Source organism: Allorhizobium borbori, assembly GCF_014196535.1.
Lineage (GTDB): Bacteria > Pseudomonadota > Alphaproteobacteria > Rhizobiales > Rhizobiaceae > Ectorhizobium > Ectorhizobium borbori.
In genome coordinates this window covers 342,598-365,812 of record NZ_JACIDU010000002.1, presented here as the reverse complement: position 1 = coordinate 365,812, position 23,215 = coordinate 342,598, and the positions used below count along the sequence as shown (strand labels likewise).

The following is a 23,215-nucleotide window of genomic DNA, read 5'->3' as shown; positions in this document are numbered from 1 at the left end:
TCACCCAATACCCGCCAAAGAAAAGATCACCATCAAAGAGGAGGAGATTTGAGATGATCAGACGTCAATTTCTGCTGGGCGCGGCCGCAACGGTCGCATTCGCAGTAACCCACCCCGCCTTTGCCGCCGACACGATCAAGGTCGGTCTGGTTCTGCCGATGTCCGGCCCGTTCAGCCAATATGGCCAGCAGATGCAGAACGGCATCAAGCTGTTCATGAAGGAACATGGCGATACCGTCGCGGGCAAGAAGATCGAACTCGTCATCAAGGACGATGGCGGCATTGCGCCCGACCGCGCCCGCCGCGCGGTTCAGGATCTGATCGTGCGTGACAAGGTCGATATTCTCGCCGGCTTCACCTTCACGGCGTCTGCCCTTGCCGCCGCGCCGATGGCGAAGGAAGCGGAAAAGGCGATGATCGTCATGAATGCCTCGTCCTCCGGCATCACGGAGGCCAGCCCCTACATGATCCGCATCGGTCAGACGCTGCCGCAGATCACCGAACCGGCGGGTCGTTATGCCGGCGAGCAGGGCTTCAAGACGATCTATACCGTGGTTGCCGACATCACCGCCGGTCACGACGCCGAAGCTGCCTTCATTCGTGGCCTCAAGTCCACCGGCGGCGAGGTGGCGGGATCGCTGCGCGTTCCCGCCCAGAACCCGGATTTCGCACCCTTCGTGCAGCGCATCAAGGATGCCAAGCCGAATGCCGTGTTCGCCTGGCTGCCGCCGGGGGAAGCCGCCATCAACTTCATCAAGGAGTTCAACCAGCGCGGTCTGGCGGCCGAGGGTATCGTCATGCTCGGCACGGGCGATCTCACCGACGAACTGACGATTACCCAGACGGGCGATGCCGGTCTGGGTGTCGTCACGACCGGGCATTATTCCATGGCCCACAAGTCGGCCAAGAACGAAGCCTTCGTGAAGGCCTATCTTGCCGACTACCCGAACGAGAAGTGGCCGAACTTCCTGTCCGTGTCCGCCTATGATGGCATGGCCGTGCTTTATCACGGTCTGGAAAAGACCAAGGGCGACGCCTCCGGCCCGGTCATTACCGAAGCCCTGAAGGGCGAGAAGATCGAAAGCCCGCGTGGCCCGATCGAGATCGACGCGAAGAACCGCGACATCGTGCAGACGATCTATGTCCGCAAGGTCGAGAAGGTCGATGGCAGGTTCGCCAATGTGGAGTTCCACGAATTCCCGGAAAGCCGCGATAGCGCCGCCGCGAAGTAAGGCACGCCGAACGAACCGGGGCGGCGATCTGCGCCGTCCCGTCCGCCATTTCCGGAGGTCAGCATGACAAGCAACATCATCGGCATTCTCTTCGACGGACTGGCTTACGGAAGCCTGCTGTTCCTCGTCGGTGTCGGCCTGTCGATCACGATGGGCCTGATGAACTTCATCAACCTCGCCCACGGCGCCTTTGCCATGGCCGGCGGCTATGTCAGCGTCTATCTCGGCCAGAAGCTGGGCATGTCCTTTCTGCTGACGCTGCCCTTTGCCTTTCTGGGCTCGGCGCTGCTCGGCCTCGTCGCCGAACGGCTGCTGTTCCAGCGGCTCTACAAGGCCACGCATCTCGATCAGGTGCTGTTCACCGTCGGTTTCGTCTTTTCCTCCATTGCCGCAGCGCATTACTTCTTCGGCGCCAGCCAGCAGATGAGCGCCATGCCCGATTTCCTGCAGGGCCAGACGCGGGTTGCCGGTGTCGATCTGGGCAAATATCGCCTGCTCCTGATTGCCGTTGTCGCGGCACTCACGGTTGCGCTGCATCTCACGCTCTCGAAGACCCGCTTCGGTGCGCAGGTTCGCGCCGCCGTCGACAATCAGGATGCCGCCGCCGGCCTCGGCATCAATGTCGGGCTGATCTTCAGCCTGTGCTTTGCGCTGGGCACCGGCCTTGCCGGTCTCGGGGGCGCGCTCGGTATCGAAGTGCTTGGCCTCGATCCCGGCTTTCCGCTGAAATACATGGTCTATTTCCTGCTCGTCGTCGTGGTCGGCGGGGCCGGCACCATTCGCGGGCCGCTCATTGCCGCCATGATCCTCGGCATCTTCGACGTTGCCGGCAAATATTACGTGCCGGAAGCCGGTGCCTTCATCATCTACGTGTTGATGATCGTGCTGCTGCTCGCCTTTCCCTCGGGCCTCGGAGGAAAGCGCGCATGACCATCGTCTCCGGTCTTCCCCATTCGTCCCGCCCGCTTGCTTCTCGTTCCGGGAGTTCCCGCATGAACCATCGCTCGGTCGCCGTCGACCGGCTGGCCAGCCCACGCCCGCGCCTGTTCGAGGCCGTGGTCTGGCTCCTGCCGGCGGTCGCTTACTTCGTCTTTCCCGACAATCTGGCGCTCGGTGTGTCGATCATGACCTATGCGGTCGCCGTGCTCGCGCTCGATCTGGTGCTCGGCTATGCCGGGATCGTGTCGCTCGGCCACGCCGCCTTCTTCGGCATCGGCGCCTACGCGGCGGGGCTTCTGGCCGCGAATGGCTGGCGCGAACCGCTGACCGGTCTTCTGCTGGCCGGGGCGGCATCGCTCATGATCGGCTTCTTCGCGAGCTTCCTCGTGGTGCGCGGCAAGGACCTGACGCGGCTGATGGTGACACTCGGCATCGGTCTCGTCGTCTATGAACTGGCCAACCGCCTGTCCTCCATCACCGGCGGCATGGACGGACTGTCGGGCTTCGAAGTTTCGCCGATCTTCGGTGTCTTCGCCTTCGATCTCTACGGCAAGACCGCCTGGTGGTATGTCTACGGCGTCTCGCTCGTCGTCTTCATCTTTCTGCGCTTCGTCGTGTCCTCGCCCTTCGGCCTGTCGCTCAGGGCCATCCGCGAGGGTGTCAACCGCATGCCGGCGCTCGGCGCTTCGGTGAACAGCCGGTTGCGCATCGCCTTCACGATTTCCGCCGGCGTGGCGGGTATCGCGGGCGGGCTTCTGGCCCAGACCACGCAGTTCGTCGGGATCGACTCGCTTTCGGTGCCGCGTGCGGCGGAGTTCCTGGTCATGCTGGTGCTGGGCGGTACGGGCCGTCTTTACGGCGCGCTGGCCGGAACGGCGATCTTCATGATCGCGCATGATTATCTCGCCGATATCGACCCGGTTTACTGGGAGTTCTGGATGGGCCTGCTGCTGATGGCGGTCGTGCTCTTTGCCCGCGGCGGCATTGTCGGCGCCCTGTTTAACCTCGTGCCTTCGCTGAAGGCGCGGTTCGGGAGGGCGGCTCAGTGAGAACCGATACCAGCATTCTCTCGCCCGACGCCAATATCGCACTCTCCACCGAAGGGTTGACCAAGGTCTGGGGTTCGTTCGTCGCCAACAGCGATATCAATTTCCAGCTTCCTGTCGGCGCGCGGCACGCCATCATCGGTCCGAACGGTGCGGGCAAGACCACCTTCATCAACATGCTGACCGGCGTTCTGCCGCCCTCTTCGGGCCGGGTCTTTCTCGGTGGCGAGGATGTGACCGCCGATGCGCAGGAAAGGCGGGTGCGCAAGGGCATTGCGCGCACCTTCCAGATCAACAACCTCTTTCCGGGACTGACGGTTCTCGAAAGCGTGCTGCTTGCCATTCTCGAGCGAAAGGGCATGGCGCAGCACTGGTTCCGGCCGCTCAACGCGCACGCAGCGGAAATCGAGGAGGCGCTCGATCTCATCACCGATCTCGGCCTTGAACCGCAGGCGGGCGAGGAGGTGAAGACGCTGGCTTATGGAAAGCAGCGACTGGTGGAAATTGCGCTGGCGCTTGCGACAAGGCCGCGCATTCTGCTGCTGGACGAGCCGGCGGCGGGCATTCCGGCGGGCGAAAGCACGGAGGTTTTCTCCGTCATCGCCCGGCTGCCCTCCGATGTCTCTATCCTCTTCATCGAGCACGACATGGAACTGGTGCGGCGTTTTTCGCAGCGCATCACGGTTCTGGTCGGCGGCAAGGTGCTGACGGAGGGCGCCCCCGACGAGATCATGAGCGATCCGCGCGTGCGCGAAGTCTATCTCGGGGAGGGCGGCCATGACTGACCTGTTGACGGTCGAGGGGCTGTGCGCCGGCTATGGCCTGGCGCGGGTTCTCGACAACATCTCTTTCACCATGAAGCCCGGCGAAAGCATCGCGCTTCTCGGTCGCAACGGTGTCGGCAAATCGACGCTGATGCGCACGCTGATGGGGCTGACGCGCCGCCATTCCGGCACGATCCGCTTTGCCGGCGCCGATATTTCCGGTGCCTCGCCACATGCCCGCGCCCGCGCCGGTCTCGGCTGGGTGCCGCAGGAACGCGCCATGTGGCCCTCGCTCACCGTCGAGGAACATCTGACCACGGTCGGACGGCACGGGGCGTGGGATCTGGCGGCGGTCTACGAAGTGTTTCCGCGCCTGAAGGAGCGCCGCACCAATATGGGCAACCAGCTTTCCGGCGGCGAACAGCAGATGGTGGCGATTGCCCGCGCGCTGATGACCAATCCGCGCCTGCTTCTGCTCGATGAACCGATGGAGGGGCTGGCGCCGATCATCGTGCAGGAACTGGCCGCCGTGGTGACACGGCTGATCCGTGACACCGGCCTTTCGGTGATCGTGGTGGAGCAACATGCGCGTCTGGCGCTGTCGATGACCGCCCGCGCCATGGTGCTCGACCGGGGCCGTATCGTTCACGAATCCTCCAGCGCCGATCTCCTGGCCGATGGCGAGAAGCTCGGTCGTCTCGTTGCCGTTGCCGCCTGATTTTCGAAGGGAAAAGTCATGACCAAACTGAAATGCGCGATTATCGGATCGGGAAATATCGGGTCCGACCTGATGATCAAGGTGATGCGGACATCGCGTCACATCGAAATGGGGGCGATGGTGGGGATTGATCCCGAGTCCGACGGTCTGGCGCGGGCGAAGCGCATGGGGGTCGCCACCACCCATGAAGGCATCGAGGGGCTACTGCGTCTGCCGGAATACAAGGACATCCAGGTGGTGTTCGATGCGACCTCGGCCAAGGCGCATGTATCGAACAACGATATCCTGCAGAAGGACGGCAAGAAGGTTATCGATCTCACGCCTGCCGCCATCGGTCCCTTCACAATTCCCGCCATCAATGGCGACGCCAACCTCGATGAACCCAACGTCAACATGGTGACGTGCGGCGGTCAGGCGACCATTCCCATGGTGAATGCCGTGGCGCGGGTCTCGAAGCGCACGATCTATGGCGAAATCGTTGCCTCGATCTCCTCGAAGTCTGCCGGCCCCGGCACGCGCGCGAATATCGATGAGTTCACCGAGACCACCTCCAAGGCCATCGAGCTTCTGGGCGGGGCCGAGCGTGGCAAGGCGATCATCATCCTCAACCCGGCGGAACCGCCGCTCATCATGCGCGACACGGTGTTCGTGCTCTCGCAGGGGGCAGACCCCGCGACCATCGAAGCCTCGATTGCCGAGATGGTGAAGACCGTGCAGGCCTATGTGCCGGGCTATCGCCTGAAACAGAAGGTGCAGTTCGAAGTGATCGGCGACAATGCCCCGGTCATGGTGCCGGGCATCGGTCTCTCGACGGGGCTCAAGACCACCATCTTCCTCGAGGTAGAGGGGGCAGCCCACTATCTTCCGGCCTATGCCGGCAATCTCGACATCATGACCTCTGCCGCCCTCGTCAGCGCCGATCGCTGGGCCGCCAGAGTTCTCGCCAAGGAGGCCGCCGAATGACCCGCCCGAACCCCAACAAGCTCTATGTTCAGGATGTGACGTTGCGCGACGGCATGCACGCCATTCGCCACCAGTACCGTCTGGAGGCGGTGAAGGCGATTGCGCGGGCGCTGGACGGGGCCAAGGTGGACGCCATCGAGGTGACGCATGGTGACGGTCTGGCCGGCTCGACCTTCAACTATGGCTTCGGCCTGCATTCCGATGTCGAATGGATTTCTGCCGTCGCCGAAGTGTGCACGCATGCGGCCGTCACCGTTCTTCTCATTCCCGGCATCGGCACGGTGCATGATCTGAAGGAAGCCTACAAGGCCGGAGCGCGTTCGGTGCGTGTGGCCACGCATTGCACCGAGGCCGATGTGTCGCGCCAGCATATCGAGGCGGCGAAGGCGCTGGGCATGGATACGATCGGCTTCCTGATGATGTCGCACATGGCCGAACCGGCAAAGCTGCTGGAGCAGGCGAAGCTGATGGAGAGCTACGGCGCGGAATGCGTCTATGTAACGGATTCCGCCGGGGCGCTGCTGCCGGGGCAATATGCCGAGCGGGTGAAGGTTCTGCGCGAGGGGCTGAAGGCGGAGACGGAAATCGGGGTACACACCCACCATAACCTGACGCTCGGCGTGGCCAATGCGGTGGCGGGCATTGAGGCGGGGGCGGTGCGCGTCGATGCCTCGCTGGCGGGCATGGGGGCGGGGGCCGGCAATGCGCCGCTCGAAGCGCTGATTGCCGTTCTCAACCGTATGGAGATCGACACGGGCTGCGATCTCTACCGATTGATGGACGCCGCCGACGATCTGGTGCGCCCGTTGCAGGACCGCCCGGTCCGCGTCGACCGTGAGAGCCTGTCGCTCGGCTATGCCGGTGTCTATTCGAGCTTCCTGCGCCACGCGGAGAATGCCTCGAAGCTCTACGGTGTCGATGCGCGCGAAATCCTGATCGAACTCGGCACCCGCCGCATGGTCGGCGGGCAGGAGGACATGATCGTCGATGTCGCGCTCGATCTCGCTGCCAAAAAGGCAGGCTGAACTCAACGCAGGAGCTTCAGCGAGCTGGTCAGTGATTTGACCCACTTCGACGGCCCGGCAATGCCGAGGCCGTCGATCTCCTCTTCGGCGAGGTCGCGACCGGGAAAGGTCGCCTCATAGTCCGCATAGGCGTGCAGCGACCGGGCGAAGGCCGGGAAGGGCACGATGGCGGTATCCTCTCCCCTTTTTTCCAGCGCCTTTATCAGCGCTGTGCGGATCGTTTCTCCATCGGCCTGCAGGATTGGCACCGGCAGGCGCGAACTGATGTCGATGGTGCGGTCGTTCGCATCGCTCAGAGACCGCGCAGCAAGCTCCGGTATTCTTGCGCCAAGCCCGATACCGATGGCGCCAGCAGTGTTTGCAACGAGCCCGAGCGGCAGGGCGGGGTTGATGATGATGGCAATGCGGATGTTTTCGGTCACGGTTCGTCCTTGTGGAGGTGGCGTCGAAACATTAGCGCGCCTGCGCGGAACGATCCTGCCTTTCCTTGCGACTATTTTTCAAAATCTGGTAGAACTTACCTGATTTATGAAAATTACAGGCAGGATATGTCCGAAAAGCTCGAACCCGTCGATATTCGCATTCTGGAAGCCCTGCAGCGGGACGGGCGCCTGACGAATCAGGCGCTGTCGGCTCAGGTCGGTCTTTCGGCGTCGCCTTGCTGGCGGCGGGTCCGACAACTCGAAGACGAGGGCGTGATCCGCGATTATACCGCCACGCTCGATCGCCGCAGGATCGGCCTTGGCGTCCTCGCCTTCATCCGCGTGCGGATCGACAGCCATAGCGAGGCGGAGGCGGAGGCGTTTTCGGAGGAAGTCGCCAAGCTCGAGGAGGTTGTAGCCTGCTATTCCATTGCCGGTGATTCGGATTTTCTGCTGCAGGTCGTTTCGCCCAATCTCGACACATATGCAGATTTTGCCATGACGGTTATCCGGCGCTTGCCCCGTATCAAGGAAATGCAAACCACTTTTGTCCTGAAAGAGATCAAGCCGTTCAGAGGTTTTCCACTTGATTTTGCTAGTGGATGATGAGTTCTGTGTCGCACTTCGACGCAGATTGGAAGCGATTTCTCCCAAACACTCCGTATTTTCTCGTGAAATTGACTCGGGTCAAATTTTATTCTTAACGAACGAGCAACCACTGGTTATAGTTACGCTATATTAAGTGGGCCGGCGCGATATTCTCGGCTGATATAAAAGGCAACGAACCGAACTGCACCGCTTGCGAGTGAAGCGATTCCACCTGAAAATCCTTCAAGGCTGAAGTCATGATGAGTGAGGCGGCGAATACAGCGGATGAACATCCGTTGGAAAACGCGAATCCGAGTCCGAGCGATCGACCGAACTGGCGCCATTCCCTTCTGGGAAAGGTGGCGCTGTTCATGATTCTATGCGTCTTTCTGGCCTATGCGGCGGGGGCTGGGGCCGGTTTCGTGATGCTGGAACGTGGTTCGCGGGAACAGTGGCGCAACGAGGCTGCGATGAATGCGCAGACCGTCAGTTCCGTCATGCGGGGGATTTACACGGCGCTGGCTGTGGAAAACGATCCCTCCGGCCAGGTTGTGGGTGTCATCAGCGACCTGCCCATTGGCGACGAGACCTCCATTCTGACCACGGGGTTCGATCCGGTCGATGTGCTGTCGCTCGCTTCGGCGCAGACGAAACATGCCGTCTGGCTTTTCAAGCCCGATGCCGAGGGCAAGGGGTTCGTCTCGACGGCGGATTCGGAAGGCGGTGCCGCCGGCCTGCCGGTGGTCTTTGCCGGCGAGGGCGCGCCGACGCCGCAGAAGGCGTCGTTCTTCGTCGGTTCGGCGGTGGTGGGCGGTGAGGAATACATGGTCAGCGTGCTGCCGGTGAAGGGGCTTTCGGGTGAACTGCACGGCCTGCTCGTCTCCAGCATCGGCCGGACGGCGGACCTGCTCAAGACCCGTGACGAACTGGTGCGGCAGTCGCTTTTCGTGCTGGTCGCAGTGCTGGCGGTGATGACGGGACTCGTGGCCTTTCTGATGCGCCGGCTTTTCCGCCCCGTGCCGGTGCTGATTCAGGCGTTGACGCGCATTGCCAACAACGACACGGGCGTCGTGACGCCCTTCCAGGGCCGGGACGACGAAATCGGGCGTCTGGCCGATGCGATCGAAACGCTGCGCGAAGCGGTGGTCGAGCGCGAGCATCTGCGTGAGGCGCGTGAGGCCACGCTGCAGTTCGAATACATGGCTCACCATGACCACCTGACCGGTCTGCCCAACCGGGCGCGGCTCAACAAGGCGCTGGACAAGGCGATGGAAGCCCTGTCGATGGGGCAGCAAGCCAATTTCCTGATGCTCGATCTTGATCGCTTCAAGCAGGTGAACGATACGCATGGCCACGCGATTGGCGATGCGTTGCTGGTGGCGGTGTCCGGTCGCCTGTCGTTGCTGCTCGGGCCGGATGATATTGCCGTGCGGCTGGGCGGCGATGAATTTGCCGTGCTGCAGAAGGTGTCGCAGGATGCCGAAAAGGAAGCGCGCCGTCTGGCGACCCGTATCGTCGAGGCGCTGTGCACGCCCTTTGCGATCGAGAATCTGGAACTGCAGATCGGCGCCAGCGTCGGCATTGCCAGCGCCCCGGTTCATGGGCAGACGGCCCACGCGCTTCTGACGCGCTCGGACATGGCACTTTACGCGTCCAAGCGCGGAGGACGCAGCGCCTACGCGTTCTACAGCGACGATCTCCTGGATGAGAGCGGGCGCGGGTTTGCCGTCGGTGCATGATCTGTGCAGACGGATTGTCGAAAGGTCGGGGATCTTGCCGGGCAAGAGGAGCTGTGACTGGGGCATGACGAGAATTGCAGCTTTTATTTTTTCGTGTGCCGCCATGTTTTCGGCCGTTGCTCCGGCATGGGCCGAGGACACGCTTTCCCGCATTGCCCGCACCGGCACGGTGTTCATAGGTCACCGGCAGGGTGAGGTGCCGTTCTCCTATGTCGCCGATGGCAAGGTTACCGGTTATTCCGTCGAAATTTGTCTGGAGGTCGTAGAGGCGATGCGCAGGCGTCTTGGTCTTACGCGACTGGAGGTGCGTTTCGTGCCGGTGACGCCTGCGACGCGTTTTATCATGATCGGCGCCGGCAAGATCGATGTCGAATGTGCAGCCACGACGAACACGGCGGAACGGCGGAAACTGGCCGAATTCTCCTACCCTCATTACGTCAGCGCCACGCGTTTCGTTGCCCGCCGCAAGGACGGGCTTGCAAAGCTGGTCGACCTTGCCGGCCGCAGTGTCGCGACGACGACAGGGACAGTGAACGTCGAACAGCTCAACGCACTGAACCGCAAGGAAAAGCTGAACATTTCCGTTCTGCTCAGCCGCAGCCATCAGGAAGCCTTCGATCTGGTCAGCACAGGCCGGGCTTCGGCCTTCGTCATGGACGATATCCTGCTGGCGGGGCTGGTGGCATCCTCGCCGGATCCCAGTGAGTATGTGATTTCCCGTGAAGCGCTCAGCCCGCCGGAACCGTATGGCATTGCCATGCCTCCCGGCGATCTGGCGTTCAAGGACATGTTCAACCGCGAAATGCTGCAACTTTTCGAAAATGGCGAGATTGCAAGGCTCTATGAACGCTGGTTCACGCAGCCCATGCCGCCGGACGGGAACAACATGAAGCTGCCGCTCTCGGATGACATGAAGGCCGTCTTTGCCGCGCCGCGGCTTTACGAGCAGTAAGGGAGGGGCTGGTATGCCGAGGAGCGTAACCGGGCGTCAATGTGCCCTCGGGCTGTTTATCACCCTTGTGGTGCTGGTTGCACAGCTTGGGCCTGCCCTCGCGCAGGCGCCGGCCAGCACGCTGGAGCGCATCCGGCGCGAAGGCACGCTCAGGATCGGTTACGGCCAGACCCCGCCCTTTTCCTATCGCACGCCCGATGGCACCGTGACCGGGTACTCTATCGATATCTGCCTGCGGGTCGCCGATGATCTGAAGCGACAGCTCGGGTTGGAGCGCCTGGAAATCGTCTATGTGCGCCGCACGGCAATTGATCGCGTTCCTTTGCTGAACGAAGGGCAGTACGATCTCGAATGCGAGGCCAGCACCAACACGCAGGAGCGCCGCCGCAGCGCCGCCTTTGCGCTCGGCCATTTCTTCACGACCACGCGTTTCGTGGCGCTGGCGAAAAACGACCTGCACACCATCGATGCTCTCAAGGGGCGCAGCCTTGCGGTGGCGTTGGGAACGGTCAATATCGGTCAGGTGGGCAAGCTGAACCGTGACAGGCGGCTGCAGGCGTCTGTCGTGACCGCGGAGACAATCAGCGACGCCTTCGATCTGGTGACGTCCGGCCGGGCCTCGGCCTTTGCCATGGATGACATCCTGTTGGAAGTCATGGTCAAGGCCACCGGCAGGCCGGAAGCCTACCAAATCTCCAGCGAACCCGTCTCCGACGTGCTGCCCTATGGCTTCATGATGCGTCGCAACGATACCGCCTTTCACGATGCGGTCAATGCCGCGCTCCGGCGCATCTATGCCTCGCCCGACATGGGGCAGATTTACGACCGCTGGTTCCGTGCGGCGCTGCCCGGCCTCAATCTTCGGCTCGATGTGCCAATGGGGCCGCAACTGTCCGCGTATTTCGCATCATTCCGCTAGGCCACGCGTGTCTCCGGCGCGCTCAGGAGGAGAAGGCGTATCTCTTGCATTGCTTAAACATACCGGAATCACCAGTCCCACAGGTTGTGATGATGCCATTCAGGGTTTACATTCCTGACAGCAACTTGACAAACTCTATTTGTTCTTTTTTATTCCAGCGTTACATTCAAACAATACTTGTTTTTTTACATTCTCTTAATTTTTGACCCACAAAATCGACAGCGTGAAAAGTCATCTCTTGCTGCCGGGTTATCAATCATGGGCACCTTGTCCAATATTTCCATTCGCATGAAATTTCTCATGGTCGTCACGACCATGGCGGCCATGATGGTTGCAGGCACCGGGTTTGTTTATGTCACGATGCAGAAGATGAGTGCCGATTATGAGCACTTCATCGATGAAGACGTATCGGCATCGCTCAGCCTGACGGGGGCGACACTCTATCTTCAGAACATGGGCTACAGTGCATATCAGACGCTTGTCTATGATGCCGGCACGCCGGAAAACACCAAAGCCATGGAATCCTTCAGGAACAGCATTGCGACCTTCGAGGAGCGGCTCAAGCAGATCCCGCAAACCGACAGGCTGGACAAGGCGAAGATCGACGGCTTCATGAAAACCTTCCAGTCCATTCGCGATGATTTTGGCAAGGCGGTCGAGGCTGGAAGCCAGAACAGGAACGATGAAGCAAAAGCGCTTCTCGCCCGGACGGATGTGAAACTGGTGCCGCTCGCCGATGACATGCGTGCTATGGCGGTTGCGATCCGTGAAAGCGTGTTCAAGAATTCGAACGATATGAAGGCTACCACCGAAAGCAACATCTTCTGGCTGGCGGCTTCTGCCGGGAGCCTGACGATCCTGTCGCTTGTTGTTTCCTTCATGTTCACGACCTACGGCATCAGCCGCCCGTTGAACCGTGTGACGGAGCGCATGCGCTCCCTCGCTGCCGGCGATACGAACACGCCGATTGATGGCGTCGAGCGGGGCGATGAGGTCGGCACGGTGGCCAAGGCCCTGAATGTCTTCCGCGAGGCGGCCATCGAGAACCGCCGTCTGGAGGCGGAAGCGGAAATGGGGCGTTCGGCCACGGAACGCGACCGTCTGGCCCGCGAGCAGGAAAAGGCCAAAGCGGATGCAGAAGTGCGTTTCGCCGTCGATGCGCTGGCACAAGGGCTTGCCTCACTGGCCGCAGGTGATCTGACCCAATCCATCAATACGCCTTTCGCCGAAAAGCTGGAGAAACTGCGTATCGACTTCAACGCGACAACCGGGAAACTGCGCGATACCGTCGTGGGCATTCGTGATGCTGTCGTGGCAATCAACGCCGGCTCGCGTGAAATCCAGGCTGCGGCCAACGACCTGTCCAAGCGGACCGAGCAACAGGCAGCCTCTGTCGAGGAAACCGCGGCGGCGCTCGAAGAGATTACCACGACAGTAAAGGACTCTAACGACAAGGCGCAGGATGCCGGCAGGCTCGTGGCCCGTGCCAAGGCCAATGCCGAGCAATCCGGTACCGTGGTGCGCCGTGCCGTGGAAGCCATGAGCGAGATCGAACGGTCGTCCAACGAAATCTCCAATATCATTGGCGTGATCGACGAGATCGCCTTCCAGACGAACCTGCTGGCGCTGAATGCCGGTGTCGAGGCCGCCCGGGCTGGCGAGGCCGGCAAGGGCTTCGCCGTTGTCGCCACCGAAGTGCGAGAACTTGCCCAGCGATCGGCGGCGGCCGCCAAGGAGATCAAGGCGCTGATCCGCCAGTCTTCGGAGAAGGTGGAGCTTGGTGTCTCGCTGGTGGGCGACACGGGCGTCTCGCTCGATGGTATCGTGTCCGAAGTGCAGGAAATCAACGGTCTCGTTGCCCAGATCGCCGGCACCAGCCGCGAGCAGGCAACCGGGCTTGCCGAGATCAACACCGCCGTCAACCTCATCGACCAGAACACCCAGCAGAATGCCGCGATGGTCGAGCAGTCAACCGCCGCCAGCCACGGCCTTAACCGCGAGGCGGAATCGCTGAGCCGGATGATTGCCGCCTTCCGGACCGGTGGTGAAAGCACCCGCCACGAGCCGGTTCGTGAAGCGCCTGTTACGCGCGCCGCCAATCCGGTCCAGCGCATGACCTCGCAACTGAAGTCCAGTTTCGCTTCGCAAGGTTCGGCCGCGCTGAAGCATGAGGGTTGGGAGGACTTTTGAGACGGGAGGGAGGCGCGTTTTCGCCCTTCTTGCCCCGCAAACGAAAAAGCCCGCCCGGTATATCTGCCGGGCGGGCTTTTTTGTTGTCATGAACCCGATCGGGATCAGTAGAGCAGGCGGGTGCGGATCGTGCCCGGAATGGCGCGCAGCGCTTCCAGCACGTCGTCGGCGAAGTCGCCCGCACCTTCGGCCTCGATCACCACATAGCCGGTCTCGCCATCGGTCTGCAGGAACTGGCCGACGATGTTGAGGCCGCGCGACGAGAAGATCGTGTTGAGGCTGTTCAGCATGCCCGGACGGTTCTCGTGGACGTGGATGAAGCGTGTGCCGTTCGGACGCGGCGGCAGTTGCACCTGCGGGAAGTTGACCGCGCCGAGCGTCGAGCCGACGTCGGAATATTCGACCAGCTTGCGGGAAACCTCGGTGCCGATGCGCTCCTGCGCTTCTTCCGTCGAACCGCCGATATGCGGCGTCAGGATGACGTTGTCGAGGCCCTGAATCGGGCTTTCGAAGCGCTGCTTGTTGGAGGCGGGCTCTTCCGGGAACACGTCAACAGCCGCCCCGGCAAGGTGGCCGTCCTTCAACGCTTTGGCCAGCGCCTCAAGATCGACAACCGTGCCGCGCGAATTGTTGATGAGGAAGGAGCCCTTCTTCATCGTGCGCAGTTCGGTTTCGCCGATCATGTTCTGCGTCGAATCGTTCTCCGGCACATGCAGCGTGATGAAATCGGAGGTCGCCAGCAATTCCGCGAGCGTTGCGGTGGGTTCGGCATTGCCCTGACGCAGCTTGTCTGCGACGTCGAAGTAACGCACGGTCATGCCCATCGCCTCTGCGAGCACGCTGAGCTGCGAACCGATATTGCCATAGCCGACGATACCGAGCGTCTTGCCGCGCATTTCATGGCTGCCGTTGGCGGACTTGTCCCAGCCACCTTCGTGGGCGGCCACCGAACGCGGGAAGATACGGCGCGTCAGCATGACGATTTCGCCGATCACCAGTTCGGCCACCGAACGGGTGTTGGAATAAGGGGCGTTGAACACCGGAATGCCGCGCTTGCGGGCAGCGTCCAGTTCCACCTGGTTGGTGCCGACGGAGAAGCAGCCGACAGCCATCAGCTTGTTGGCGGCGGCGAAGATTTCTTCCGTCAACTGCGTGCGCGAACGGATGCCGATGATGTGGGCGCTTGCGATGGCTTCCTTCAGGGCGTCGCCGTCCAGCGCCTTCGTGAGGTGCGTCAGGTTGGTGTAACCGGAGGACTTGAAATATTCCACCGCCGTCTGGCTGATGCCCTCGAGAAGGAGAACGGAAATACGGTCACGCGGCAGGGAAAGGCGTTGGGTCATAGCGTTACTTCCAGCAGTGGATGGTCAAGGATGTGCCAGGCCGCAACAGGGCGCCGGCTGCTCGTCGCCCGCTTTGGGGAAGGGAGGCGAAGCCGGGGAACTGCCGGGCTTGATCACGCGGCTCCCATAGCACCGGTTCCCCGGCGCGAACAGGCCCGTTCGGTGGAAATTTGTTCTCAATGCCGATTTTTTCGCCAAGCCCATGCGTATTTGTCCGCGCTTGACTTTAGGGGGCACCTCCCGCATCTTCGCCACCATTCCGAGGGGAGCACCAAACGGTGCTGAGATGGCGGTGAGCCGGACCCTTGAACCTGATCCGGGTCATGCCGGCGTAGGAACGGAAATTGCGGCCCGTCATCGTCGAGGCTTTCCTTCTTCTTCGCGCATTCCGGATTTCCGTGGCTCGTTTGCTGGAGATCGCCCCATGCCGTTGACCGTTTGCCGCCCATTCTGCGTTCCCGTGGCCTGACCATGCGGCTTCTCGGCGCAAGCCTGCGCAACACGCTTTTTCTGCTCGGCCTCTGGCAGGCCATGGTCTGGGTGTTTGCGCCGCCGCGTTACATCCTGCCGGCACCGCAGGCCGTGGCGGAGGCCTTCTGGTCGCGGCCGGGCTTTCTTGCCACCCATGCGCTGATCACCCTGTCGGAAATCCTTGCCGGCTTCGTTGCCGGCTCCGTGCTCGGCATCGTGACGGCGCTCGTCGTGACTGCGCTGCCCAGGGTGGAACGGCTGGTGTGGCCGGCGGTGGTGGTGCTGCAAAGCTTCCCGGTCTTCGTTATCGCGCCGCTGCTTGTCCTGTGGTTCGGTTTCGGCATGGCCTCCAAGGTGGTGATGACGACGATCATCATCTTCTTCCCCGTCGCCTCCGCTTTTGCCGACGGGCTGCGCAACATTCACTCCGACATTATCGATGCCGCCGCGCTGACCGAGGCGAGCCGCTGGCAGACGATCCGCCACATTCGCATTCCGCTGGCCTTGCCGGCGCTTTTTTCCGGATTGCGAGTGGCTGCACCTCTGGCGCCGCTTGGGGCCGTTGTCGGCGAATGGGTCGGGGCCTCTGCCGGGCTCGGCTATGTCATGGTTGAGGCCAATGCCCGCATGCAGACGGGCACGGTCTTTGCCGCGATGGCGATCCTCGCCGTCGAAGCCATTCTTCTGCGCGCCATCGTCCATCGCGCCGCACCGCTTTTCATCCGCTGGGCGCCCGCCGCCTGAAATCCGTTCCCAATGAAGAAGGAAACATCATGATCCGCAAACTCGCACTGGCGCTGGCCCTTGGCCTTGCCGCCACCCAGGTTCAGGCTGCCGACAAGCTGACGGTTTTGCTCGAATGGTTCGTCAATCCCGACCATGCGCCGCTGGTGGTGGCGAAGGAGCGCGGCCTGTTCGAAAAGGCCGGGCTCGACGTCGAGCTTCTGCCACCCGCCGATCCTTCCATCGTGCCACGGGCGGTTGCTTCGGGGCAGGCCGAGGTCGGCATCCACTATCAGCCCAACCTTTATCTGGATCATGCTGCCGGGGTTAACCTCGTGCGCTTCGGCACGCTGGTGGAAACGCCGTTGAATTCTGTGACGGTACTGGCGGATGGGCCGATCAAGTCGCTGGCCGATCTGGCGGGCAAGAAGGTCGGCTTTTCGGTTGCCGGGTTCGAGCAGGTCATGCTCGGGCGCATGCTGGAAAATGCCGGGGCGAAGAAGGACGGCGTCGAACTGATCAACGTCAACTTCGCGCTGACACCGGCGCTGATTTCCGGGCAGGTGGACGCGACGGTCGGCGGCTTCCGCAACTTTGAACACACGCAGATGAAGCTGGAGGGCAAGACGGCGCGCGCCTTCTACCCGGAAGAAAACGGCGTGCCGGTCTATGACGAGCTGATCTTCGTGACGCGGCCCGATCTTCTCAAGGACGACCGCCTGAAGCGCTTCCTCGGCGCTGTGGAAGAAGGGGCGATCTGGCTGACCAACCACTCGGACGAAGCCTGGGCGCTCTTCGTCAAGGCCTATCCGAACCTCGACGATGCCCTCAACAAGCAGGCCTGGGTCGATACGCTGCCCCGCTTCGCCAAGCGTCCGGCGGCGCTCGACCGCGAACGCTATGCCCGCTTCGGCGCGTTCATGAAAGAGGGCGGGCTGATCGACAAGGCGCCGGCCGTCGAGGATGTCGCGGTCGAACTGCAGTAATCGGGAGGGCGGCGGATGCGCCGCCCTTTCCCGCTCAGATCTTGCGGTTGACGTCGTAGATCTGGAGAACGCCGACCACCTTGTTCTCCGCATCGACCACGACGAGCGAATTGACCTTCTGGGCCAGCATCTGTTCTTCGGCTTCCGAAAAGCGCTTGTCGGAGGTGACGGTCTTCGGCGTGCGGGTCATGATCGCTTCGGCCGAGATCGTGGTGATGTTCTCGTATTTTTCGAAGGCGCGGCGCACGTCGCCGTCCGTGATGATGCCACGCAGTTCACCGTCGTCCATCACCAGCACCAGACCGAGGCGACCGGCGGTGATTTCGCCAATGACGGTCCGAAAGCTGGCATCCATGCTGCAGCGGGGCAGGTTGTCCTTGTGCATCACATCCACGACGCGGGTCAGCAGCTTGCGGCCAAGGCTGCCGCCGGGATGAAAGCGGGCGAAGTCTTCCGGCCGGAAGTTGCGCTTTTCCGAAAGAGCGACGGCCAGCGCATCGCCCATCACCAGTGTCGCGGTGGTGGAGGTGGTCGGTGCCAGATTGTTGTTGCAGGCTTCGCGCTCCACGAAAATGTCCAGCACGAGGTCGGCGTTGCGAGCCAGCGTCGATTCCTTCTTGCCCGTCATGGCAATGATCTTGTTCTGTTGGTGCTGCATGAAGGGCAGCAGGCGCACGACCTCTTCGGTCTCGCCGCTGTTGGAAATCATCAGGATGACGTCGATCGGCTTGATCATGCCGAGATCGCCGTGGAACGCTTCACCGGGATGCACGAAGAAGGCCGGCGTGCCGGTGGAAGCCAGCGTCGCGGCGATCTTCTGGCCGATGATGCCCGACTTGCCCATGCCGACGACGATGACGCGCCCGCGCGCTTCCATGATGACGTCGACCGCCTTTTCGAAGTCGGCGCCGAGGCGGTTGACCATGGCTTCCAGCGCTTCGATTTCGATGCGGATGGTCTGGCGGGCGATGTCGAGGGAGCTGCTCACGGAATAAAGCCTTTCATCGAAGCGGTGTGGCCCGAAGGGCCGGAGGCGCGACCTTTTGCGCGGGTAATGGCACCAAATTCCCGAAAAAGGCAAGCCGGACCGGTGTGAATGAGCCATTTTCCGTTGCGATGCTGTGACGCGCCGGATTGTCTCCCGGACAATCCCAGGCTGGACAAGCTGTTGGCGGCACACGAGTCTAGCGGCCCGAAAGCCATTCCTTTCTGCCCTGCCCACGACCGGAGCCCCGAATGACCAGCCTTGCCATGATCGAAGCCGCAGCCAGCCGTCTTGCCGGCCGCGCGCGGCGCACGCCGCTTCTGTCGTCGCCATTTCTGGATGAGGTGGCCGGGCGGAGGGTGTTCGTAAAGGCGGAATGCCTGCAGCACACCGGTTCTTTCAAGTTTCGCGGCGGCTGGTCGGCGGTGTCCGGGCTTGAGCCCGACGTGCGCCAGCGCGGCGTCATCGCCTTTTCCTCCGGCAACCATGCGCAGGGTGTGGCCTATGCTGCCAGGCTTCATGGCATTGCCTGCGTCATCATCATGCCCTCCGATGCACCGAAGCTGAAGATCGCCAACACCCGCGCCTTCGGGGCCGAGGTGGTACTCTACGACCGGGCGACCGAGGACCGCGACGCCATCGGCGCGACGCTTTCCGCCGAACGCGGGTTGACGCTGGTGAAGCCCTTTGACGAGCCGCTGGTGATTGCCGGTCAGGCAACCGTCGGGCTGGAAATTGCCGAACAGGCGCTGGAGGAAGGGGTTTCCGGCGGTGAGGTGCTGGTGCCCTGCGGCGGCGGCGGACTGACGAGCGGGATTGCGCTGGCGCTCGAGGCGCAGGCGCCGGGCTTGATCGTGCGCTCCTGCGAACCGGAGGGGTTCGACGATACCGCCCGCTCACTGGCGACGGGCACGATCCAGCGCAATGCGCAGCTTTCCGGCTCACTGTGCGATGCGATCATCACGCCGCAGCCGGGAGACATCACCTTCCCGATCCTGAAGCGTCTGTGCGGTGCAGGCATTGCGGTGAATGAAGACGAAGTGCTGCGGGCGATGGCGCTCGCCTTCACGCGGCTGAAGATCGTGATCGAGCCGGGCGGAGCGGTGGCGGTGGCCGCCGCGCTGTTTCGCGGTGGAGAGCTGAAGTCCGACACGGCGATTGCCGTTGCTTCCGGCGGTAATGTGGACGGCGCGCTGTTTCGCGCCGCCCTTGAGAAATATGCGGACTGATCAGGCTTCGCGGAACACCTGGAAACCGGCAAAGGACTGGTGAACCGGCATCAGTTCCACCGCATTGATGTTCATGTGGGGCGGAAGCGTCGCCACCCAGTAGAGCGTGCCGGCAATGTCTTCCGCCGTCAGCGGGTTCACGCCCTTGTAGAGATTGTCCGAGGCTTCCTTGTTGCCGCCGGTGCGCACGATGGTGAACTCCGTCTCGCACATGCCCGGCTCGATGGAGGTGACGCGTACGCCCTTGCCATGCAGATCCGAACGTAGGCCAAGCGAGAACTGGCGCACGAAGGCCTTGGTGCCGCCATAGACGTTGCCGCCCGAATAGGGATAGGTTGAGGCGACGGAGGCAAGGTTGATGATGCCGCCCTTGCGCTCGATGAGCGTGGGCAGCAGGTGATGGGTAATCGTGACCAGCGCCGTGACGTTGGTCGAAATCATCGTCTTCCATTCGGAAAGCTTGGTGCCCGTCGGGGCCGGGCCGGTGCCAAGCGCGAGGCCGGCATTATTGATCAGCAGATCGATGCCCTTGAACTTTTCCGGCAGGGCCTCGATAGCGGCGAGCATCGCGTCCTCGTCGGTAATGTCGAAGACGGCGGCATGGAAGGCATCACCCAACTCATCCTTCAGGCCCTGGAGACGGTCGGCGCGACGGCCGGTGCCGATGACGTTCCAGCCATTCTGGGCGAAAAGGCGAGCGCTGGCGGCGCCGAAGCCGGCGGTGGCGCCGGTGATCAGGACGGTCTTGGTCATGTTGAAATTCCTGTAGTTGCGGGGGGCGGGCTGGTGTGCAAAAAATCGGTTTCCTGTTTTAAAAGCCTGCTGCCGGATGGCAAGCCATAAAGCCAGCGGCGGGGCTGCTCCCGCCCTTCGAAAGTGTATCCATGTCCGGCCTTGATGCCATCGACCGCAATATCATCCGTCTGCTTCGGCTGAACGCCCGCATGAGCAATGCCAAGCTTGCCGAGGAGGTGGGGCTTTCGCCATCCGCCTGCCTGCGCCGCATCAATATTCTCGAGCAGGAAGGCATCATTCGCGGCTATACGGCGATTGTGGCGAGTGCTGCGGGGGGCGATGGCATCGCCGTCATGGTGCAGATCACGCTCGACCGGCAGACAGAGGAATATCTGAACCGCTTCGAATCCGCCGTGCGCAAATATCCCGAAATCCGCGAATGCTACCTCATGACCGGGGATTCCGACTACTTCCTGCGGGTGGAGGCGGAAAGCGCGCAGGACTTCGAGCGCATTCACAAGGAAATCCTCTCCAGCCTGCCCGGTGTGTCGCGCATCCACTCGTCCTTTTCCATTCGCAATGTTCTCGCCGCGCCCAAGAAAGCACGATAGGGCGCCTCCGGTCAGCATGGCAGAACAGCCGAGGCGGGCGGATGGAAAGAGACCCACCCCGGCTGCCCTGTTTGGCCGCTTCGCAGGTTTCAGGCTGCGTAGCGGCTGATGGCGAGGTCGGCGGTCTCGATCTCGGGCTTGCGGCCGGAGATGAGATCGGCAAGCACCTGGGCAGAGCCGCAGGACATGGTCCAGCCGAGCGTGCCGTGACCGGCGTTGAGATAGAGGTTCGGGTACCGCGTCGGGCCGATGACCGGCGTGCCATCCGGCGTGCAGGGCCGCAGGCCCGTCCAGAAGATCGCCTTGGATTGGTCACCGGCGCCGCCGAACAGGTCTTCGACGGAGAGCGTCAGCGTTTCCTGACGCGCCTTCGGCAGATCGAGGTTGAAGCCGGCGATTTCCGCCGTGCCACCGACGCGGATACGGTCGCCGAGGCGGGTGATGGCCACCTTGTAGGCTTCGTCCATGACGGTCGAAACCGGGGCCTTCGTTTCATCGACGATCGGAACCGTGATCGAGTAGCCCTTAATCGGGTAGACCGGCAGTTTGAGGCCAAGCGGCTTCAGGAAGGCCGGGGTGTAGCTGCCGAGCGCGCCGACGAAGACGTCGCCGGTCACGTCGCCGATCGAGGTTTCGATGGCGACAATGCGGTTGCCATCGGTACGGGCGCGGTGAATGGCGGTGTTGTAGTGGAACTTCACGCCGAGTTCGGCTGCCTTTTCTGCCAGCGCCGTGGTGAACATGAAGCAGTCGCCGGTCTCGTCGCCGGGCAGACGCAGACCACCGACGATCTTGTGGCTCGATGCCTTGAGGCCCGGTTCGGCAGCGACGCAGCCGTCACGGTCCAGCAGTTCGAAGGGAACGCCGCTCGACTTCAGGATTTCGACATCCTTGGCGATGCCGTCGAGGGCCTGCTGGTTGCGGAACACTTCCAGCGTGCCTTGTGTGCGGTGGTCATATTGCACGCCGGTCGCCTGACGCAGCGCCATCAGGCAGTCGCGGCTGTATTCGGCCACGCGCACCATGCGGCCCTTGTTGACGATGTAACTGGCGTGGTTGCAGTTCGCCAGCATCTGCATCATCCACGGCCACGCCTCGGCTACCGCCTTCGGGCGGATCGAGAACGGGGCGTGCTTCTGGAACATCCACTTCAGCGCCTTCATGGGAACGCCGGGAGCGGCCCAGGGCGTGGAATAGCCGGGCGAGATTTCGCCGGCATTGGCAAAGGACGTTTCGAGCGCTGCACCCGGCTGACGGTCAATGACGGTGACTTCGTGGCCGGCGCGGGCCAGATACCAGGCGGAGGTGACGCCAACGACGCCAGAACCGAGAATGACGACTTTCATGGGAGCCTCCTGATCAGGCCTTCAACGGCTGCGGATTACGATAGACCCGGCGGTAACGCTTGCCGAGCGAGGTAAGGATTTCATACGAGATGGTGCCCGCATCGGCGGCGATCTGCTCCAGCGTCTGCCGGGGGCCGATCAGTTCCACCATGGAGCCGAGCTTCAACGCGCCTTCCGGCAGGGCGGTGACATCGAGAATGATGCTGTCCATGGATACGCGGCCGGCAATGGGCAGGCGCACGCCATTGTAATAAGCGGCGCCCCGGTTGCTGAGGCAGCGCGGAATGCCATCGGCATAACCGGCGGAAATGACGGCGAGGCGCATCGGCTTGTCGGCCACCAGCGAACCCCCGTAACCGATAGCGGTGCCGGCGGGCACAGTGCGGGTCTGCACGACGGCAACGGAGAGCGTAACCACCGGTTTGCCGGGGTTTTCCATGCCGTTCTGCGGCACGCCGCCATAAAGCGCGATGCCGGGGCGGCACAGCGCGCCGCGATAGTCCGGTGTGAGGAACAGGCCACCGGAATTGGAGAAGCACACCGGCGTCTGCGGAAAGAGAGCGCCAGCGATCTGCATGTTGGCAAGCTGGGCGGTGTTGGCCGGGTTTTCCGGCTCGTCGGCGCAGGCCAGATGGCTCATGACGATTTCGAGGTGGATGCCTTCGAGACCAGACGGATCGGCGGCGAGTGCCTTTGCCTCGTCCAGCGACAGGCCAAGGCGCGACATGCCGGTGTCGAACTGGAGGGCCGCGGGCAGAACGGTATCGCGGCGACGGGCCTCGGCTTTCCAGAGGGCGATCTGTTCAAGGCCGTTGAGAACCGGAATGATGCCGGTATCGGCGCAGGTCTGCTCGTCGCCCGGCAGAAGGCCGTTCAGCACAAAGAGACGGCAATCGGCTGCGATCAAAGGACGAAGCTTCAGGGCTTCGGAAAAATGCGCGACGAAGAAATCCCGGCAACCGGCCTCGAGCAGTACCGGCACGACCTTCTCTGCGCCCAGCCCATAGGCGTCGGCCTTGACGACGGCGGCAGCGCGGGCAGGTTCAGCTCGCCGGGCGAGCGCCAGATAGTTGTCGCGGAGTGCGCCGAGATCAATGGTCAGAAGACCGGCGGCCCCGAGCGTGGATGGGACGTCGGCGCTGATGCTGCGCATCGTGTCGTTCATGTTCTTCGTCCTTGCGAATTGTTCCCCGCAAGAACGGTAAGCGATATATCGTTGAACGACCGATCATATATCGGCAGAAAATTCGAATTTATGCGCTCAAAATGAAATTTGAAGCGATGGAATC

At 62.3% G+C, this 23,215-nt stretch carries 22 protein-coding genes and 1 riboswitch; of the genes, 16 read left to right on the top strand and 6 right to left on the bottom strand.

The window, feature by feature from the left end; translation table 11 throughout:
• The first annotated feature begins 53 nt into the window (after positions 1 to 53).
• The 7 genes from GGQ66_RS03755 to dmpG all read left to right on the top strand — a co-directional run bounded on the left by GGQ66_RS03755 (position 54) and on the right by dmpG (position 6,687).
• The gene (locus tag GGQ66_RS03755; RefSeq protein ID WP_183789533.1) at positions 54 to 1,232 is read left to right on the top strand and encodes an ABC transporter substrate-binding protein; all 1,179 of its coding nucleotides are present in this window, start codon (positions 54 to 56) and stop codon (positions 1,230 to 1,232) included.
• 63 nt (positions 1,233 to 1,295) lie between these two features.
• Positions 1,296 to 2,162 carry a branched-chain amino acid ABC transporter permease gene (locus GGQ66_RS03750; protein WP_183789531.1) on the top strand — a complete coding sequence of 289 codons (867 nt, stop codon included), beginning with the start codon at positions 1,296 to 1,298 and terminating at the stop codon, positions 2,160 to 2,162.
• A gap of 62 nt (positions 2,163 to 2,224) precedes the next feature.
• Positions 2,225 to 3,220, top strand: coding sequence for a branched-chain amino acid ABC transporter permease (locus GGQ66_RS03745; RefSeq protein ID WP_210287170.1), 996 nt, complete (start codon positions 2,225 to 2,227; stop codon positions 3,218 to 3,220).
• Positions 3,217 to 4,002 carry an ABC transporter ATP-binding protein gene (locus GGQ66_RS03740; RefSeq protein ID WP_183789527.1) on the top strand — a complete coding sequence of 262 codons (786 nt, stop codon included), beginning with the start codon at positions 3,217 to 3,219 and terminating at the stop codon, positions 4,000 to 4,002. The genes GGQ66_RS03745 and GGQ66_RS03740 overlap by 4 nt, the downstream gene beginning before the upstream one ends.
• On the top strand, positions 3,995 to 4,699 hold the full coding sequence (locus GGQ66_RS03735; protein WP_183789525.1) for an ABC transporter ATP-binding protein: 705 nt from the start codon (positions 3,995 to 3,997) through the stop codon (positions 4,697 to 4,699). Before GGQ66_RS03740 ends, GGQ66_RS03735 begins: the two co-directional genes overlap by 8 nt.
• A gap of 18 nt (positions 4,700 to 4,717) precedes the next feature.
• Positions 4,718 to 5,662, top strand: coding sequence for an acetaldehyde dehydrogenase (acetylating) (locus GGQ66_RS03730; protein WP_183789523.1), 945 nt, complete (start codon positions 4,718 to 4,720; stop codon positions 5,660 to 5,662).
• Complete coding sequence (gene dmpG / locus GGQ66_RS03725; protein WP_183789521.1) at positions 5,659 to 6,687, top strand: 4-hydroxy-2-oxovalerate aldolase; 1,029 nt, start codon at positions 5,659 to 5,661, stop codon at positions 6,685 to 6,687. The genes GGQ66_RS03730 and dmpG overlap by 4 nt, the downstream gene beginning before the upstream one ends.
• Positions 6,688 to 6,689: 2 nt before the next feature.
• On the opposite strand, the gene GGQ66_RS03720 is transcribed toward dmpG, so the two are convergent.
• Positions 6,690 to 7,109 carry a DUF2000 domain-containing protein gene (locus GGQ66_RS03720; protein WP_183789519.1) on the bottom strand — a complete coding sequence of 140 codons (420 nt, stop codon included), beginning with the start codon at positions 7,107 to 7,109 and terminating at the stop codon, positions 6,690 to 6,692.
• A 126-nt stretch (positions 7,110 to 7,235) separates the two neighbouring features.
• Here GGQ66_RS03720 and GGQ66_RS03715 point away from each other — a divergent pair, with 126 nt between their 5' ends.
• From GGQ66_RS03715 to GGQ66_RS23250, 5 genes are all read left to right on the top strand, one after another.
• Complete coding sequence (locus GGQ66_RS03715; RefSeq protein ID WP_183789660.1) at positions 7,236 to 7,715, top strand: Lrp/AsnC family transcriptional regulator; 480 nt, start codon at positions 7,236 to 7,238, stop codon at positions 7,713 to 7,715.
• 353 nt (positions 7,716 to 8,068) lie between these two features.
• Entirely contained in the window at positions 8,069 to 9,436 is a 1,368-nt protein-coding gene (locus GGQ66_RS03710) for a sensor domain-containing diguanylate cyclase (protein WP_183789517.1), read from the top strand.
• A gap of 103 nt (positions 9,437 to 9,539) precedes the next feature.
• Positions 9,540 to 10,388, top strand: a complete 849-nt coding sequence (locus tag GGQ66_RS03705; RefSeq protein WP_237358772.1) for an amino acid ABC transporter substrate-binding protein — start codon at positions 9,540 to 9,542, stop codon at positions 10,386 to 10,388.
• Positions 10,389 to 10,401: 13 nt separating this feature from the next.
• Entirely contained in the window at positions 10,402 to 11,307 is a 906-nt protein-coding gene (locus GGQ66_RS03700; protein WP_183789513.1) for an amino acid ABC transporter substrate-binding protein, read from the top strand.
• Between the two features lie 258 nt (positions 11,308 to 11,565).
• Complete coding sequence (locus tag GGQ66_RS23250; protein WP_183789511.1) at positions 11,566 to 13,497, top strand: methyl-accepting chemotaxis protein; 1,932 nt, start codon at positions 11,566 to 11,568, stop codon at positions 13,495 to 13,497.
• Between the two features lie 104 nt (positions 13,498 to 13,601).
• On the opposite strand, the gene serA is transcribed toward GGQ66_RS23250, so the two are convergent.
• A complete protein-coding gene (gene serA / locus GGQ66_RS03690; RefSeq protein ID WP_183789509.1) occupies positions 13,602 to 14,840 on the bottom strand; it encodes a phosphoglycerate dehydrogenase in 1,239 nt (412 codons plus the stop codon).
• A gap of 252 nt (positions 14,841 to 15,092) precedes the next feature.
• A riboswitch (TPP riboswitch) is annotated at positions 15,093 to 15,195 on the top strand.
• Positions 15,196 to 15,311: 116 nt separating this feature from the next.
• On the opposite strand from serA, the gene GGQ66_RS03685 reads away from it, so the two are divergent.
• Together GGQ66_RS03685 and GGQ66_RS03680 are read left to right on the top strand one after the other, a co-directional pair.
• A complete protein-coding gene (locus GGQ66_RS03685; protein ID WP_183789507.1) occupies positions 15,312 to 16,055 on the top strand; it encodes an ABC transporter permease in 744 nt (247 codons plus the stop codon).
• A gap of 29 nt (positions 16,056 to 16,084) precedes the next feature.
• The gene (locus tag GGQ66_RS03680; RefSeq protein ID WP_183789504.1) at positions 16,085 to 17,020 is read left to right on the top strand and encodes an ABC transporter substrate-binding protein; all 936 of its coding nucleotides are present in this window, start codon (positions 16,085 to 16,087) and stop codon (positions 17,018 to 17,020) included.
• Positions 17,021 to 17,054: 34 nt separating this feature from the next.
• On the opposite strand, the gene GGQ66_RS03675 is transcribed toward GGQ66_RS03680, so the two are convergent.
• Positions 17,055 to 18,008: a KpsF/GutQ family sugar-phosphate isomerase gene (locus GGQ66_RS03675; protein ID WP_210287169.1), complete on the bottom strand. Its 954-nt coding sequence runs from the start codon at positions 18,006 to 18,008 to the stop codon at positions 17,055 to 17,057.
• A gap of 248 nt (positions 18,009 to 18,256) precedes the next feature.
• Between GGQ66_RS03675 and GGQ66_RS03670 the strand changes: the two genes are divergently transcribed.
• Entirely contained in the window at positions 18,257 to 19,234 is a 978-nt protein-coding gene (locus GGQ66_RS03670) for a threonine ammonia-lyase (RefSeq protein WP_183789499.1), read from the top strand.
• Here GGQ66_RS03670 and GGQ66_RS03665 read toward each other — a convergent pair whose 3' ends face one another.
• Positions 19,235 to 19,987: an SDR family NAD(P)-dependent oxidoreductase gene (locus tag GGQ66_RS03665; RefSeq protein WP_183789497.1), complete on the bottom strand. Its 753-nt coding sequence runs from the start codon at positions 19,985 to 19,987 to the stop codon at positions 19,235 to 19,237.
• 131 nt (positions 19,988 to 20,118) lie between these two features.
• Here GGQ66_RS03665 and GGQ66_RS03660 point away from each other — a divergent pair, with 131 nt between their 5' ends.
• The gene (locus GGQ66_RS03660) at positions 20,119 to 20,580 is read left to right on the top strand and encodes an Lrp/AsnC family transcriptional regulator (protein WP_183789494.1); all 462 of its coding nucleotides are present in this window, start codon (positions 20,119 to 20,121) and stop codon (positions 20,578 to 20,580) included.
• Positions 20,581 to 20,669: 89 nt separating this feature from the next.
• Here GGQ66_RS03660 and GGQ66_RS03655 read toward each other — a convergent pair whose 3' ends face one another.
• Both GGQ66_RS03655 and alr read right to left on the bottom strand, forming a co-directional pair.
• On the bottom strand, positions 20,670 to 21,926 hold the full coding sequence (locus GGQ66_RS03655; protein WP_183789492.1) for a D-amino acid dehydrogenase: 1,257 nt from the start codon (positions 21,924 to 21,926) through the stop codon (positions 20,670 to 20,672).
• A 13-nt stretch (positions 21,927 to 21,939) separates the two neighbouring features.
• Positions 21,940 to 23,091, bottom strand: coding sequence for an alanine racemase (gene alr / locus GGQ66_RS03650; RefSeq protein ID WP_183789490.1), 1,152 nt, complete (start codon positions 23,089 to 23,091; stop codon positions 21,940 to 21,942).
• Positions 23,092 to 23,215: the final 124 nt, after the last annotated feature.